Here is a 14,830-nt window from a genome sequence, read left to right as displayed (position 1 = left end):
TTGGTGGGTGATGACGGAGTCGAACCGCCGACATTCTGCTTGTAAGGCAGACGCTCTACCAACTGAGCTAATCACCCATGCGCAAAATTGCGAAGACGCTATTAAACCAAAAAATCCTGATGCGCGCAAGATTTATTTGCCGATAATTAGATATCTCCCTGCAAGCACCAGTTTTCAAAGGAAATAATTTCTTCCTGCTTGCCTGCGACAACCAAAATGTCACCAGTTTCCAGAACGAAATCAGGGTCAAGGTCTTGGATTTTTCCGGTATTGCGGCGGATAAACAATAGTTTCAGATAATGCGCTGCCAATGGTAATTCACGGATGGTTTTACCGATGGCGTGTGCCTCGCCTTGCAATGGGAAAGCGTGGCGGCAGACGGCCTTGCTGTCTTCGTCGGAGAAGCTGTCATCATCACTGCCGACAAACAAGTCCTGCAACGATGCATAGCGGCTGTGACGGATGTGGGTTATGGTTTGATAAACATGGTTGTAAGAGAGACCGTGGCCCAACATGGCATAGCTTGCCAGCACCAGGCTGGTTTCTTTGGTATCGGAGACGGTTTCTTCCGCACCCATTTCGGTAAAGGTTTTGACGTAATCGTCATTGGTGGCGCGAACATAAACCGGCATACTCGGATGCATGGACATGATGTTGCCGAGAACATGTTGGGTCTCGTGCATATTGTTCAGCGTGATGACCACCATTTTGGCGCGCCCCAAGCCGGCGGCTTCCAAGACTTCACGGCGTTTGGCATCGCCAAAGGAAACCGGTTCGCCTGCGTTGCGTGCCACTTGTACGCGGGCAATGTCCAAGTCAAGGGCAAAGTAGGGGATACCTTCTTGCGCCAATACACGGGCAACCGATTGACCGCCGCGTCCGAAACCGATAATTAGGACGTGTTCGGATTTGCTCATGGTTTCCACCAGCATGGAGTGTAAGTCCAAGGCTTTCATGTCCCAGTCGGATTTGACGAAGCGGCTGACGATGGCATCGCTGCTGCCCAAGATAAATGGAGCGGCAATCATGGAAAGCAAGACGGCAGCAGTGGCTGCTTGTTCCAATTCGGGCGAAACCATATTGATTTTGCTGGAAATAGCCAGCATTACGAAGCCGAACTCGCCGCCTTGTGCCAAATAAAGCGCACTTTTGAGGCTGTCGCTCGTAGGGTTTTTCATGCGCAAAGCGATGATGAAGACGACCAGTGCTTTCAAAATCAACAGGATTGCCAACAAAATCAGGATTTGCTGCCAGTTGCCGATCAGCGCCTGAATATCCAGCTTCATACCGACGGTAATGAAGAAGAAGCCCAGCAGGATATCGCGGAATGGACGGATGTCGTCTTCCACCTGAATGCGGTATTCGGTTTCGGAAAGCAGCATACCGGCGACGAATGCGCCCAATGCCATAGACAGGCCTTCAAGCTCTGTCAGATAGGCCACGCCCAAAGTAACCAGCAAAACGTTGATCATAAAGAGTTCGGACGATTTGCGTTTGGCAACCAGTCTGAACCAGCGTGACATCACACGGCTGCCGACAACAAACAAAATGCCCAAGGTCAGCAACATTTTCAAACCGGCCAAGCCCAGCTCTACCCATAAGTTGCCTTCGCTGCCGCCAGCAAGTGCCGGAATCAGAATCATCAGCGGTACAACGGCAATATCTTGCATCAGCAAAACGCCCATGGCCATTTGACCATGCGGCTGACCCAGTTCGGTTTTCTCCGACAGAATGCGGCTGACGATGGCGGTGGACGACATGGTCAGTGCGCCCGCAGTGGCAAACGCCCAGTTAAACGGCGTGCCCATTGCCATCAAAATGCCCATAATCGAGAGCATGGTAATGATGACTTGCAAACCGCCCAAACCGAATACGAGGCGGCGCATGGCTTTGAGTTTGGGTAGGGAGAATTCGAGACCGATGCTGAACATCAAGAATACAATGCCAATTTCGCCCAAATAGTCGGTGGCGTGGCTTTGCGGAATCAGTTTGAACATACCCGGACCGGCAATAAAACCGACCAAAAGATAACCGAGCATGGAAGGAATGTTGAACTTGCGACAGCAGATAACCGTAATGACGGAAACCAACAGGACAATGACAATGGGAGCAAGGGAAAATTCGTGCATAGAGTGGGCGGCCTTTCGTTAAAAGTAGCTATTGTTATATAGGCCGTCTGAAACACGTCGAAAACCGACAGCAAACCCAAATAAAAACGCACAGAATGAACTTCATTTCTGCGATTTGATTTCCCGTATCATGCTTATTTGGACTTACTGTTTCGAGCGTTATCTAACGGATTATTAAGATTATATCAAGATAGAATGTAAAGTAGTGTTTTGATTGACAAAAAGGGCCGTCTGAAATATTCAGACGGCCTTTAAATAAATGGTTTAAGGCATCAACATGCCGCCGTTGACGTGCAGCGTTTGACCGGTGATGTATTTCGCTTGGTCGGAAGCGAGGAACAAGACCGCATCTGCGATGTCCTGCGCTTCGCCAAATTTGCCCAGCGAAGTTTGCGCTTCAAAGGTTTTGCGGGTTTCTTCGGGTAGCGCGCGGGTCATGTCGGTGTCGATAAAGCCGGGGGCGACGCAGTTGACGGTAATGCCGCGGCTGCCAACTTCGCGCGCCATGGATTTGGAGAAACCGATCAAACCTGCTTTTGCCGCAGCATAGTTGGTTTGACCGGCATTGCCCATCACGCCGACGACGGATGTGATGTTGATGATGCGGCCTGCACGCTGCTTCATCATGCCGCGCAATACGGCTTTGGAGGCGCGGAACACGGATTTGAGGTTAATCTGCATGATGTCGTCCCACTCTTCTTCTTTCATACGCATCAGGAGGTTGTCGCGGGTGATGCCCGCGTTGTTGACCAAAATATCTAGCTTGCCGAACGCTTTTTCAATGTCGGCAATCAGGTTTTCGATGGTTTCGGGTTCGGCAGAATTCAATGCACGGCCTTCGCCGCCCCATTGCGCCAGACGCTCGCTAATCGCTGCCGCGCCGCTTTCGCTGGTTGCCGTGCCGATGACTTTGGCACCTGCCGCCGCCAGCGTGTCGGCAATTGCCGCGCCGATACCACGCGATGCGCCTGTTACCAATGCGACTTTGCCGCTTAAATCTTGTGTACTCATGTTTACTTCCTTGTTTCGAGAATAGAGTCTGTTTATTTCAGACGACCTTATAGCATAAATAGTGTGATGAATCTAATTTTTGAGGCCGTCTGAAACAAAATAAGAAGCCTCCGTATTGTCATTCCCGCGTAGGCGGGAATCCCGATCTTAATCTTTCAGAGATGTTTAGAGATTACCGTAATCTCAAATCTCTGGATTCCCGCCTGCGCGGGAATGACGGTACGGACATTGCCTATTTTATCTGCTATATCGGCAAATTTCAGACGGCCTCTCCGTTTATTCGGGCAGGGTTATTTTTTGATGGGGCTGTATGTCCAGAATATAGCGCAACCAGTTGCCGAAACTGTATTTTTGGTAGATTTCGGGCGGCAGTTCACAGTAGGGTTTGGCGACAAATTCTGCCAAACCGTCCAAACTTTTACCGTCCCAAACGAAGATGTTGTCGGGGTGGTAGAAATCGTATTTTTTGATTTCGGCGTTGGTGGTAATCAGTTTTTTGCGGTAGCCGAGGGCTTCAAAGGGGCGGAACGAGAGGCCGTTGTGAACGGGCGTTTTGAAATCTATCAGGATTTTTGCCTGTTTGGCGGCTTCGAGGTTGTCTGCGAAACTTCTGACGCCGATGAAGATTTTGATGTTTTCCGTAGGATAAAAACGGCGGAGGGTGTCAACGTCAGTATTCAGACAGCCGATATTGAAGTCGAGCTTCCAGCCCAGCGTTTCGGCCACTTTACCGAACTCGGAAATAATCGGGGCGCGGTCAGGCATATGCCAGCCGATGAAATAGAAATCGTTGGGCGGGTTTTCGGGCAGGTTGACATCGTGGTCGAAATAGAAGTTGGTGGCTGGCAGGAAAGGATGTTTCGGATTTCGCATATCGACGGGATCAAAAACGTAAATGCGGTCGAACCGGTCGGCGCAATCCCAAATGGCGGGAAAGCGGTCAATGCCGTCCCATTGGTAGTTGATCATATTGCCGGGACGGGTATGGCGTTTAATCATATCTAAAAATTCAAGTGAATAAACATCACTTCGAATAAACAAAGCGTAATCTACTTTACCATGCGTTACCAGTTTGTTTTCGACATCTCGCATTAATTGAGCAGATTTGAGTTTCTTTTTAGCGTTTTTATCCCGCAACACCAGTTGCCTGAATTTAACTTTCAGACGATCAAAGAGGGAAGGATAGTGGAAATTAGAATCATCCAAGACAATGCTAATAACATTGAAGCCTTGATATCTTAGAGCTGCCTCAATGACATAGTAAATCTGGTAGTTGTAGGGCATCCCCAGGATAATCGTTTTTTGTTCGGTCGTCATGGTATCTGTTTATGCTTCGTCTGGTATGTCGAGGATTCGGCGAACCCAGTTGCCGAAGGCGTATTTGTTTTTTATTTCTTCGAGAACAGGATGGTAAGGTCGTCTGAAAAAGTCTTCCAATCCATCAAGGCTTTCTCCGTTCCAAATAAAGATGTTGTCGGGATGGAAGAAGTCGCATGCTGCTACTGCCTGATTGGTGGTAATCAGTTTTTTGTCGAAACACAGTGCATCGAATACACGGAAAGACAAGCCGTAATTTTCAAATTGGACAAAATCGACGACTGCCAGGCAGTTTTTGACCTTTTGCAGGTTTTGCTCGAAGCTCAGGATGCTTTGTCGATTCAAATAGGTAATGCCGTCGTTGCCAAAAATTTTGCTTGCACGGTCGTCTTTGCAGTAGATGTAGAAATCCAACGGCAGCCCCAATCTGCGTGCTTCATCAAGAAAAATGGAGGTTTGGTGTTCTCTGCCTGTTTCGTAGCCTCCTAAAAAATAAAGGCCTTCCGTTTTTCCCTCTCCCTCAATCAGAAAATCGAAATAGAAATTGGTGGTCGCTTTAAAACGGTGTTGGGGATATTTCTCCACATCGTTTTTATTGAACACCCAGCAGTGGTCAAAATAGGGCAGATATTCGACGATATCAGGGAAACGGTCGATGCCGTCCCATTGGTAGTTGACACATACTTTGCTGTATTTGCGGATAGAGGAAATAATTTCTTTAGGATAAATATTGGCACGGATGCAGAGGGCGTAGTCTGCTTTGCCATCTCCCAAGGAAGCCAGTTTTTCTGTTATCTGCTTGCGGTAGCGGGAATATTTCAGTTTTTTCTTATAATCGCCATCTTTTTTAATGTATTTATGATATAAACTGAGAATACGGCAGCCTATGTGCGGATAGTATGAGTCCCTGTCGTCGTAACAGAGATTGATAACATTGAAGCCGTGGTAGCACAGGTTTTTTTCTATGCACTTGTCCAACCCGTACATATAGGGGACGGCAAGGATGATGGTTTTATTCATAATCAGGATGTGATGCTGTGAATCGGTGGTCTGTTTCAGACGACCTTGACGCTTTATTTATGGTAAAAACTTGCTAAAGGTTTAGCCGCATTCAAATCTTCAAGCATACGGCGGCTTAATTTCAAGGCTTCTTTAATGGTAACGTCCATATCCATATAGCGGTAGGTACCCAGACGACCGGCGAAGGTTACGCCGTTTTCCTTTTCAGCAAGGGCGAAGTAGCCTTCCAGCAGGCCGGAAGAGCTGCTCAGGTTTACTGGATAGTAGGGGATGTCGCCCTCTCCGCACTCACGACTGAACTCTTTGAAATAGATGGTTTTTTCGTGTTCTTCCCAGGGGGTGAAGTGTTTGTGTTCGGCGATGCGGGTGTAGGGAATGTCGGCATTGCCGTAATTCATGACCGCACAGCCCTGGAAGTCGCCTTCAGCAGAGTGTTTTTCAAAGTCCAGCGTACGGTATGCCAAACGCCCCTGCGCATATTGGAAGTATTCGTCCAACTTGCCCGTCCAAATAATGTGTTTACCTTCTGCCGCTTCTACGGAAAATGCTGTATTGAGAGATACTGAAATATTCGGATGGTTCAGGATGGATTGTACGACGACGGTATAGCCATCCTTAGGGATGGCCTGGAAGCGGTGTGCGAAATAATTGTCGTTGTAGTTGAAACGTACAGGCAGTCGTTTAAGAATGCTGGCGGGCAGCTCAATCGGGCTGCGTCCCCATTGTTTTTGGGTATAACCTTTGAAGAAGGCTTCATATAAGTCTTTACCGATGAATTTCAGGGCTTGTTCTTCAAAGTTTTTCGGCTCGACAATCGAGTTATCAGCTATTTCAGTAATATGCTGGTACGCTTCTGCGGGCGAAAAGGCTTTTTGGTAAAACTGATTGATGGTATGCAGGTTGACGGGCAGAGAATAGACCTGATTGTTGTAGGTGGTTTTGACGCGGTTGGTATAGGGTATGAATTCGCCGTGTTTATTGACGTAGTTCCATACTTCTTCGTCGTCGGTGTGGAAAATATGGGGGCCGTAAACGTGTTCCATTACGCCTGTTTCCTGATCTCGCTCAGTATGGCAATTGCCTGCAATGTGGTTGCGCTGATCAATAACAATAATTTTATGACCAGCTTCCGCCAGTTCACGTGCGATGACGGCTCCGGTAAAGCCAGCACCTACGATTAAGAACTCTGTTTTTTGAGTCATTATGGTTTACTCTAAAAAAGTAATATCTAAATATTGGATGTCAAAATCAGTAGCATGATGTCGGACATAAACGTTCAGAAGGCGTTCTGCCATAAATCCGAAAATACGTCGTTGATAATTGTCGTAATCACTAATATCTAGCCGGTTATATAAGTCAAACAAAATCTCAAACAACCATGTACAATAGGCATCGATAAAGGACTTATGGGCGATGAACATATTGCAGCAGCTCATTTGTGTATCATTTTTGACCGTTTCTAATGATGGAAAATATTCAGGGAAAAGCCTATGGACAGTTTTTTCCAGTTCCAGCCAGTCTTTTTTGAAATGACACTCACTATATTGCTGATAAACGGTCTTTTGTTTTTTAAATAGTTTGAAGAACCGTCGTTTGCCGAAACTTTTCGGTTTGGGTAAGATGATTCGTTTTTCAGATGATATTAGGTCAGAAAGTCTGTCTGTATCCAAAATTGGTTTACCCATGTGGATAATGTTCATTTCAGGGTGGTTCAAATCAGCGAAATAGCGACGATAATGCACTAGACCGACTATGTTTGCATAGCTGTTTTTCCAAATCCAATACAGCGCAGTCAATTCGCAAAATTGGTTGTTTAGTATGGAAATATTTTTTCCGGTATCGTCACCTTGTATTGCTGTGACTTCACCATGTAAAGCTTTTCCCGCAAAAATTGGGATATAGCCCGATATTCGAGGGAAACGATAATCATCTGTATGGGTAGCAATGTATATCAGGGCACTCATCGTTTAGTCTTCCTTATAAATACCACGCCAGAACTGCTTGCTCATCATATCTGGGATTGCTTTGGTATACTGTTGATGCTGGGTATCGAATTTATCAGATAAATCCTTCAGTATTTTCTTCATCAAAAAGAAAGAATAATTCTCTATTCATTTCTGCAACATAGCTGGTATGGGTTGGCTTATATTCGTAAATGACTTTGCGGTAGCCGAAAATCTCCCGTGCATTGCCTTGAAAAGATTTGTACTGGAAGATAGTATGGTTTTTGCGGTTGATTCGGTTTAATGCCAACTCAGGTGGCCTGAAATCGTTGAGGGTAATTTCCCGCAACTAGCGATGCCACCGCTACTCCATCAAGCACATGAAGCTGCGCGAATCTTCTTGAGTAAATAGGTCGAAGGTCAGTTTTTCTATCATTGGCTCGGTATTCCGATGCTATGTAGATTAAATTTTGTTAATCTATCGGATTAGTAAGGCTTAGTGATTATATCGCAATGAAGATGCTGGTGTGACGAAATTACTGCTTTGGGATAAAAAAGATTTTTCTTTCTGTAAAATTTTTTCAGACAACCTTAAATATTTAAAAAACTAATGCTAAGTTGAAATAGAAAAAATGTCCTTCTGTTACCATTCACTCTCCTATTTCAACACAACTGAAAGGCATTAAAAACGACCTCTCATTAAGAAAGGTCGTTTGGAACATGAAAGGCTGCAAGCTTAGTGAGCTTCGATAAATGCAGCCACTTGATCGGCATTGGTCAATGCGCTGCACGCGGCTTCTTTATTGATGCGTTTGGCGAGGCCTGCGAGGACTTTGCCGGGGCCGCATTCGGCGGATTCGGTGATGCCTTCGGAAACAAGTGCGTTGACGGTTTCTGTCCAGCGTACCGGGCTGTACAGTTGGCGTACCAAGGCATCTTTGATTTTGTCGGCATCATCATAAGAGGCAACATCGGCGTTATGAATAACGCGGATTTGCGGTTGTTTGATGGTGATGTCTTTCAGTGCTTCGGCAAGTTTTTCCGCTGCAGGCTTCATGAGGCTGCAATGTGAAGGAACAGAAACGGGCAGCAGCAGGGCGCGTTTGGCTCCGGCTTCTTTGGCAGCGGCCATGGCGCGTTCGACTGCGGCAGTGTTGCCGGCAATTACGACTTGGCCTGGGGAGTTGAAGTTGACGGCTTCAACGACTTCGCCTTGTGCAGCTTCGGCACAAATGGCTTTTACTTGTTCATCTTCCAAACCCAAGATAGCGGCCATTGCACCTACGCCTTGTGGTACAGCAGATTGCATGAGTTCGGCGCGCAGGCGAACCAGTTTGACCGCGTCTGCAAAATCTAATGCGCCGGCAGCGACGAGGGCGGTGTATTCGCCGAGACTGTGGCCTGCAACGACGGAAGGGATTTTACCGCCGGCTTCTAAGTAGGCGCGGTAGGTGGCAATGCCGGCAGCCAGCATGATGGGCTGGGTGTTGACGGTTTGTCCGATTAATTCGGCATCTTCGCCGTTAATCATTGCCCACAGGTCTTGACCCAATACGGCGGAAGCTTCGTCAAATGTGGCTTTAACGATGGCTTGCTCGGCAAAGCCGTTCATCATGCCTAGGCTTTGTGAGCCTTGTCCGGGGAAGAAGAATGCGAAAGACATGGTAATTCCTTATTGGTTTGAATGTTTGAGGGTGTCTGCCAGCAGAAGGAAAGTGGCGACAGTATTGGTTGCGACGGTCAGCCGGAAGGTGCGGACAAATTCAGGTTTACTGGTTTTGTGCCTGAATGCGAGGCTGCCGCAATAACCGCCCGGCCAGCCGCCAAGCAGATTGAGTAGGTGCAATTTTGCTTCGGGTATGCGCCTGCCGTGGTTGCGTGCGCGCTGTTTGTCTCGGTAGTAAAGCAGGAAAACGTATGCGCTCAGTGCGAGATAGGCGATTGCCAGTTTAGGCAATATTATAGCCGTTATGCTTAAAAACAGGCTGCTAATGCAAAGTGCAAACGTTAGAGATTTCATGGGTTTGAGCAGAATAGGCCGGCTGAAAGGGATGTTCAGACGGCCCAACCGTTAGTATTTCACCAAAACCGCACCCCAGGCAAAACCACCGCCGATGCCTTCGAGCAAGAGGTTTTGTCCACGTTTGATTTGGCCGTTTTTAATGCCGACATCCAGTGCCAGAGGAATGGAAGCGGCGGAGGTGTTGCCGTGGTCTTGGACGGTCAAGATCACTTTGTCCATACTCAAGCCCAAGTGTTTGGCGGTAGAGTCGATAATGCGCTTATTGGCTTGGTGCGGCACAAGCCAATCGATTTGATTGGTGGTGTAACCGGCTTCTTCGATAACGTCATCTGCAATTTTTGCCAGCATTTTGACGGCAAACTTGAATACGCCAGGGCCGTCCATGCTGATGTAGGGCGAACCGCAAATTTGGCCGTTGGCGATTTGTCCCGGGACGTTTAAAAGGTTGAGGTAGTTGCCGTCGGCTTTGAGTTTGCCGTGGATGATGCCCGGTTCGTCAGATGCGCTTAAGACAACCGCGCCTGCGCCGTCGCCAAAGAGGACACAGGTGGTGCGGTCGTTCCAATCGACGATGCGGCTGAAGGTTTCAGCACCGATAACCAAAGCGTTTTTCGCCATGCCGCTTTTGATATAGGCATTGGCAGTGGTCAGGGCATACATAAAACCGGCGCACACGGCTTGTACGTCAAAGGCGGGGCAGCCGTTGGCAATGCCCAATTTTTGCTGCACGATGGTTGCCGTAGAAGGGAACTGCATATCGGGAGTGGCTGTGGCGACAATAATCAGGTCGATATCGTCAGCCTGCAAACCGGCATCTGCCAAGGCACGGCGTGCTGACTCGGCGGCCAAGTCGCTGGTTTTTTCGCTGTCGTCTGCAATATGGCGAAATTTGATACCTGTACGCGTGGTAATCCACTCGTCGGAAGTGTCCACTTTTTTGGCAAGGTCGTCATTGCTGACGCGGTTGGCAGGAAGGTAGCTGCCTGTACCGGAAATTTTGGCATATTGCATGAGAACGGCCTTTTTAGAGAGTTGATTCAGATAGTCGGGTATTGTAAGCGAAAATGGGAAAATTCCCAATATTAAGAATGAAGTCGGTGATTAAAGATAAAAACAGGCCGTCTGAACATTGTGAAGTTTCAGACGGCCTGTGTATATCAGCCTTAAGCCTCCGTTGTTGAAGCAGGGGTTTCTTCCTGTTCGGCTGCTGCTTTTGCGGCTTCCAAAGCAGCCAACTGGGTGGCTACGCCTTGTTCGATTTGGGCGAGGCCGGCAGATTTGGCTTCGTGGTAGGCTTCTTCCAAAGCATAACGGAAGCCGACTTCGTCGGTTCCGCCATGGCTCTTAATCACGATACCGCGTAAACCAAGCAGGATGGCACCGTTAAATTTGCGCGGATCCAGTTTGCCTTTCAAGCCTTTGAGTGCGGGCAGGGCGGCAATGGCGGCAAGTTTGTTGAACAAGGTGCTTTGGAATTCACGGCGGATGGCGCCGCTCATGAATTTAACCGCGCCTTCGATGGTTTTGAGCATAACGTTGCCGACAAATCCGTCTGCGACAACGACATCGGCTTCGCCATACAAAACGCTGTTGCTTTCGATATTGCCGATAAAGTTGAGTTTGCTGCTGCTTAACAATTTAAAGGTTTGTTTGACGGCCTCCGTACCCTTGATGTCTTCTGTACCGACGTTCAAGAGGGCGACGCGCGGGCTGCCTTTTTCAGGGTGTAGTGCGTGTACCAGCTCGCTGCCGATGATGGCAAATTGAACCAGTTGTTCGGGCGTACAGTCGACGTTGGCACCTAAATCCAAGGCCAAAGTAACGTGTTCGCTGTCGGATGGCAGGAATTTAGCGATGGCAGGGCGCTCAATGCCGGGAATGGTTTTGAGGACGAATCGGGCGGTCGCCATCAGTGCGCCGGTATTGCCTGCCGATACGGCGGCTTGCGCGTTGCCTTCTTTAACTTGGTTGATGGCGATGCGCATGGATGATTCTTTTTTATTTTTCAGCGCAGATTGAGGCGCTTCATCCATTTCAACGACTTGCGCTGCATGGCAGACGGTAATGCGGTCCATAGGCGCGCCTGCCGAGCTTAATGCTTGGCGGACTGCTGCTTCATCACCGACCATAATCAGATGTACGTCGGATTGCTGTTTCAGGAAATCCACTGCACCGGGGACGGTAATCGCAAGGCCTGCATCTCCGCCCATGGCATCTACGGCCAGTGTAATCATGTTGTTCTCCGGTTTGTGTGTTTCAGACGGCCTCAGACAATCGGACAAGCACACTCATCTGATTTTCAGGAGATTGAATTGAAAATCAGATGAAAAGGCTTGTTGCGACGTCGTGCCAGACTTATTGGTTTTGCGCGGCCAATTTGTTGTGTTCGTCGATATCCAGCGCGTCCCAAGGATAGTTGATCCACCAGTCTTCAACGGTAATGCCGCTGAAATAAGGGACACCTTCAGGAATTTTACCGACTTTGGCTTTGATTTTTTCATGCAATACTGCCACGCCGACAGTGCCGAAATCTTCTTTCAACAATTCGTTCAGGCAGAACTCCATGGTAACGCGGCTGTCGTCCACTTCGTCGACGACCAGTACGTTTTTGCCTTTCAGTGCATCTGGAACGGGATCAAGCCATTGGACTTTTTTTACTTCCTCGGTCACTTGACCTTCGTGATCGTTGTCGTAGTAGGCTGTGGTGACGGCGTAAATCGGGATTTCCAAGAAGCAGCGCAACATGCGGGCAGGGATAAAACCGCCGCCGCCAATGGCAATCATGGCATCGTATTTTGTGCCGGAGTTTTGGATTTTTTCCGCCAATCCTTTGATTACGCGGTGGATGTCGTCGTAGGTGTACCAGATTTTACGTTTCATGGTGTGCTTCCGAAGAGGAAAATACAGGGTGCAATGCAAAAAAGCCAGTCATTGCATGGCAATATTCTGGCTTTTTCAGTCAGACGAACGGATTATTCGCCTTTAGCTTTTACCACTTTACGGCCACGGTACATACCGTTTGGAGAAATGTGGTGTGGACGATGTACTTCGCCGGTTGCGCTGTCAACAGACAGAGAAGGCGCAGTCAGAGCGTCGTGTGAACGGTGCATACCGCGTTTAGAAGGGGATTTTTTGTTTTGTTGAACGGCCATTTCAAGCTCCTAGATAAATAAACTGTGTCCTAATTAACTGCTTTTCAAACCTGCTAAAACAGCGAAGGGGTTTGGTTTGTCCCGATTGACTTCGTCCAGTGTTCCATTGTTGCCGCAGTCTTCGTGTCGAGGGGAGAAAGGGAGCGACATCAGGATTTGGTCTTCAACCAGAGTCCGCACGTCAAGCTCTTTTTCGAGCAGCATGCCTTCCAATTCTTCATCGGCAAGCATGGCTTCGTCCAAACTCTCTTCATCGGCAAACAGGACGATACGGCTGGTTTCATCGAGCAGAAACGGCATGGGCGTAATGCAACGCTGGCAAATCAGGGGCATGTCGGCTTTGACGTTTAAATCGAGAAACAGACGTTGCAACCGGTCGCGACCGCCTTGCAGCGTAAACGACACGCATGTCTGTTTGTCGGCCGGATAATCGTGCGAACTGACTCGTTCATCCAATTCTTCGAGCAGGAAGCTGCCTTGCAAATTCTGCCCTTCGGCGGCGAAAACTTCTGGGTCAATCAAATTAGGGTATGACATAAACGGAGTATGATATAATTTCGGCAGTCTAACGTCAATGTTTTTAAGTAAAAATATGGAAGTAAAACTGCCTTTGGTTTTAGGGTCGAGTTCGGTTTTCCGCTGCGGACAGCTTCGCCGTTTGGGTATCGATTTTCAGACGGCATCGCCTGATTTTGACGAAACGCCTATTGCGGGCGAGCATGCAGGCGAGACGGCGCTGCGTTTAGCTGAAGGCAAAGCCCGTTCATTGGCGGCAGCTTTTCCTGCCGCGCTGATTATCGGCGCAGACCAAGTCGCATGGTGCGAAGGACGGCAGTTGGGCAAACCGATGAACGTCGCAAATGCACAACAGATGCTGGCGGACTTAAGCGGAAAACGGATTGAATTTTACAGCGCAATCGTGCTTTTGAATACTGCTACGGGCAAGGTTCAGCATCATGTCGATCATACGGTGGTTGCCATGCGGCAGTTGACGCAGGCGCAAATCAGCCGATATTTGGAACGCGAGCCGGATGCGGTTTATTGTGCCGGTGCGGCGAAGAGTGAGGGTTTGGGCGCTGCTTTGTTGGAGCGAATTGAAAGTACGGACCCGAATGCTTTGATCGGTCTTCCGATTTTCCGTCTGATTGATTTTTTGAAAAACGAAGGCGTGGAAGTTTTATAGTTTGAGGCCGTCTGAATGTGTTCAGACGGCCTGAGATTTTTTGGAGTTGCAAGAATGAAACCGATTTTGTATTTGATTCCTACCCCTTTGGGTGCGCCTGATACGCCATGCCTGTTACCGCATGAACAACAGGCGATTGTCGGGCTGACAGATTTTGTCGTGGAAGCGGAAAAAACAGCGCGTGCGCATTTGAAACATTTGGGAGTGACTACGCCTATTCGCGAGCTGAATCTGCAAACGTTGAATGAACACACGGATTTGAAGACTTTGCCGGAATTGCTGAAACCTTTGCAAGAAGGGCGCTGTATGGGCATTGTCAGCGAGGCGGGTTGCCCGGCTGTGGCCGATCCGGGCGCAAATTTGGTGGTATTGGCGCATAAACACGGTTTTGAAGTACGGCCTTTGGTCGGCCCGTCCAGCTTGTTGCTGGCGCTGATGGCTTCGGGTGCGAATGGGCAGAACTTTGCATTTAAGGGTTATCTGCCGTCTGAAAAAAATGAGCGCATTCAGAGTTTGAAGGCTTTGGAGCAACGTTCGCGCCAGCAGAATGAAACGCAGCTGTTTATCGAAACGCCGTATCGTAACGATGCGTTGTTGGCTGATGCGGTGGAAAACCTGCATCCTGAAACGCGCTTGTGCGTGGCTACAGATTTGACCTTGCCGACTCAGGGAATCATCAGCCAGACGATTGCTCAGTGGCGAAAAAGAAAAGAAATGCCGAATTTGAAAAAACGCCCGACGATTTTTGTGTTGCATGCCGCTTAGAACTGGATTGGGTTCAATCTCAAACTGTATTTGTTTGAGGAAATAAAAAAGGCCGTCTGAACAACAGACGGCCTGAGACCTTTGCAAAATACCTTTCCTCAACAGCCGAAGCCCAAAACAGGATTTCGGCTGTTTTCATTTCAAATGTCCACTAATTCTACCCAAATACCCCCTTAATCCTCCCCGGATACCCGATAATCAGGCATCCGGCCACCTTTTAGGCAGCAACAGGCACACTTAGCCTATTGTCGGCTTTCAACAGGTTCAAACACATCGCCTTTAGGTGG

The 14,830-nt window shown here is 48.4% G+C and carries 15 protein-coding genes and 1 tRNA gene; 2 read left to right on the top strand and 14 right to left on the bottom strand.

The features are described from left to right. Position 1: 1 nt before the first annotated feature. From ACTHR2_RS10385 to ACTHR2_RS10320, 14 genes are all read right to left on the bottom strand, one after another. Positions 2-77: transfer RNA gene (locus ACTHR2_RS10385), tRNA-Val, on the bottom strand. A gap of 69 nt (positions 78-146) precedes the next feature. After that, positions 147-2,129 (bottom strand): monovalent cation:proton antiporter family protein, encoded by a 1,983-nt coding sequence (locus ACTHR2_RS10380; protein ID WP_263338316.1) that lies wholly within the window; start codon positions 2,127-2,129, stop codon positions 147-149. A gap of 264 nt (positions 2,130-2,393) precedes the next feature. After that, on the bottom strand, positions 2,394-3,140 hold the full coding sequence (fabG, locus tag ACTHR2_RS10375) for a 3-oxoacyl-ACP reductase FabG (protein WP_263338313.1): 747 nt from the start codon (positions 3,138-3,140) through the stop codon (positions 2,394-2,396). A gap of 276 nt (positions 3,141-3,416) precedes the next feature. After that, on the bottom strand, positions 3,417-4,457 hold the full coding sequence (locus ACTHR2_RS10370) for a hypothetical protein (protein WP_150537203.1): 1,041 nt from the start codon (positions 4,455-4,457) through the stop codon (positions 3,417-3,419). A 9-nt stretch (positions 4,458-4,466) separates the two neighbouring features. Continuing rightward, entirely contained in the window at positions 4,467-5,477 is a 1,011-nt protein-coding gene (locus tag ACTHR2_RS10365; RefSeq protein ID WP_263338307.1) for a hypothetical protein, read from the bottom strand. 53 nt (positions 5,478-5,530) lie between these two features. Continuing rightward, positions 5,531-6,679 (bottom strand): UDP-galactopyranose mutase, encoded by a 1,149-nt coding sequence (glf, locus tag ACTHR2_RS10360; protein ID WP_263338304.1) that lies wholly within the window; start codon positions 6,677-6,679, stop codon positions 5,531-5,533. A gap of 6 nt (positions 6,680-6,685) precedes the next feature. After that, on the bottom strand, positions 6,686-7,441 hold the full coding sequence (locus ACTHR2_RS10355; protein WP_150537206.1) for a DUF4422 domain-containing protein: 756 nt from the start codon (positions 7,439-7,441) through the stop codon (positions 6,686-6,688). Between the two features lie 715 nt (positions 7,442-8,156). Next, entirely contained in the window at positions 8,157-9,083 is a 927-nt protein-coding gene (gene fabD, locus ACTHR2_RS10350) for an ACP S-malonyltransferase (RefSeq protein ID WP_070646605.1), read from the bottom strand. 9 nt (positions 9,084-9,092) lie between these two features. Next, the gene (locus ACTHR2_RS10345; protein WP_263338291.1) at positions 9,093-9,377 is read right to left on the bottom strand and encodes a DUF1294 domain-containing protein; all 285 of its coding nucleotides are present in this window, start codon (positions 9,375-9,377) and stop codon (positions 9,093-9,095) included. A 114-nt stretch (positions 9,378-9,491) separates the two neighbouring features. After that, positions 9,492-10,454, bottom strand: a complete 963-nt coding sequence (locus ACTHR2_RS10340; protein ID WP_263338288.1) for a beta-ketoacyl-ACP synthase III — start codon at positions 10,452-10,454, stop codon at positions 9,492-9,494. Positions 10,455-10,606: 152 nt separating this feature from the next. Next, complete coding sequence (gene plsX, locus ACTHR2_RS10335; protein ID WP_263338285.1) at positions 10,607-11,677, bottom strand: phosphate acyltransferase PlsX; 1,071 nt, start codon at positions 11,675-11,677, stop codon at positions 10,607-10,609. A 121-nt stretch (positions 11,678-11,798) separates the two neighbouring features. Continuing rightward, positions 11,799-12,323: a phosphoribosyltransferase gene (locus tag ACTHR2_RS10330; protein ID WP_263338273.1), complete on the bottom strand. Its 525-nt coding sequence runs from the start codon at positions 12,321-12,323 to the stop codon at positions 11,799-11,801. Between the two features lie 92 nt (positions 12,324-12,415). After that, a complete protein-coding gene (gene rpmF / locus ACTHR2_RS10325) occupies positions 12,416-12,595 on the bottom strand; it encodes a 50S ribosomal protein L32 (RefSeq protein WP_002240035.1) in 180 nt (59 codons plus the stop codon). Positions 12,596-12,628: 33 nt separating this feature from the next. Continuing rightward, on the bottom strand, positions 12,629-13,132 hold the full coding sequence (locus ACTHR2_RS10320) for a YceD family protein (protein WP_128582706.1): 504 nt from the start codon (positions 13,130-13,132) through the stop codon (positions 12,629-12,631). A gap of 55 nt (positions 13,133-13,187) precedes the next feature. Here ACTHR2_RS10320 and ACTHR2_RS10315 point away from each other — a divergent pair, with 55 nt between their 5' ends. Both ACTHR2_RS10315 and ACTHR2_RS10310 read left to right on the top strand, forming a co-directional pair. Beyond that, positions 13,188-13,778, top strand: a complete 591-nt coding sequence (locus ACTHR2_RS10315) for a Maf family protein (protein ID WP_440375697.1) — start codon at positions 13,188-13,190, stop codon at positions 13,776-13,778. Between the two features lie 54 nt (positions 13,779-13,832). Further along, positions 13,833-14,543 carry an SAM-dependent methyltransferase gene (locus tag ACTHR2_RS10310; protein ID WP_440375696.1) on the top strand — a complete coding sequence of 237 codons (711 nt, stop codon included), beginning with the start codon at positions 13,833-13,835 and terminating at the stop codon, positions 14,541-14,543. Positions 14,544-14,830: the final 287 nt, after the last annotated feature.

This window comes from Neisseria sp. P0006.S004, from assembly GCF_051963015.1.
GTDB lineage: Bacteria > Pseudomonadota > Gammaproteobacteria > Burkholderiales > Neisseriaceae > Neisseria.
The sequence above is the reverse complement of the archived record's forward strand: the minus strand, read 5'-3'. Positions and strand labels throughout refer to the sequence as shown.

Bases quoted from the DNA above. Each gene is read 5' to 3' on its own strand.
- ACTHR2_RS10380 (WP_263338316.1), bottom strand. From the start codon at position 2,129: ATGCACGAATTTTCCCTTGCTCCCATTGTCATTGTCCTGTTGGTTTCC.
- fabG (WP_263338313.1), bottom strand. From the start codon at position 3,140: ATGAGTACACAAGATTTAAGCGGCAAAGTCGCATTGGTAACAGGCGCA.
- ACTHR2_RS10370 (WP_150537203.1), bottom strand. From the start codon at position 4,457: ATGACGACCGAACAAAAAACGATTATCCTGGGGATGCCCTACAACTAC.
- ACTHR2_RS10365 (WP_263338307.1), bottom strand. From the start codon at position 5,477: ATGAATAAAACCATCATCCTTGCCGTCCCCTATATGTACGGGTTGGAC.
- glf (WP_263338304.1), bottom strand. From the start codon at position 6,679: ATGACTCAAAAAACAGAGTTCTTAATCGTAGGTGCTGGCTTTACCGGA.
- ACTHR2_RS10355 (WP_150537206.1), bottom strand. From the start codon at position 7,441: ATGAGTGCCCTGATATACATTGCTACCCATACAGATGATTATCGTTTC.
- fabD (WP_070646605.1), bottom strand. From the start codon at position 9,083: ATGTCTTTCGCATTCTTCTTCCCCGGACAAGGCTCACAAAGCCTAGGC.
- ACTHR2_RS10340 (WP_263338288.1), bottom strand. From the start codon at position 10,454: ATGCAATATGCCAAAATTTCCGGTACAGGCAGCTACCTTCCTGCCAAC.
- plsX (WP_263338285.1), bottom strand. From the start codon at position 11,677: ATGATTACACTGGCCGTAGATGCCATGGGCGGAGATGCAGGCCTTGCG.
- ACTHR2_RS10330 (WP_263338273.1), bottom strand. From the start codon at position 12,323: ATGAAACGTAAAATCTGGTACACCTACGACGACATCCACCGCGTAATC.
- rpmF (WP_002240035.1), bottom strand. From the start codon at position 12,595: ATGGCCGTTCAACAAAACAAAAAATCCCCTTCTAAACGCGGTATGCAC.
- ACTHR2_RS10320 (WP_128582706.1), bottom strand. From the start codon at position 13,132: ATGTCATACCCTAATTTGATTGACCCAGAAGTTTTCGCCGCCGAAGGG.
- ACTHR2_RS10315 (WP_440375697.1), top strand. From the start codon at position 13,188: ATGGAAGTAAAACTGCCTTTGGTTTTAGGGTCGAGTTCGGTTTTCCGC.
- ACTHR2_RS10310 (WP_440375696.1), top strand. From the start codon at position 13,833: ATGAAACCGATTTTGTATTTGATTCCTACCCCTTTGGGTGCGCCTGAT.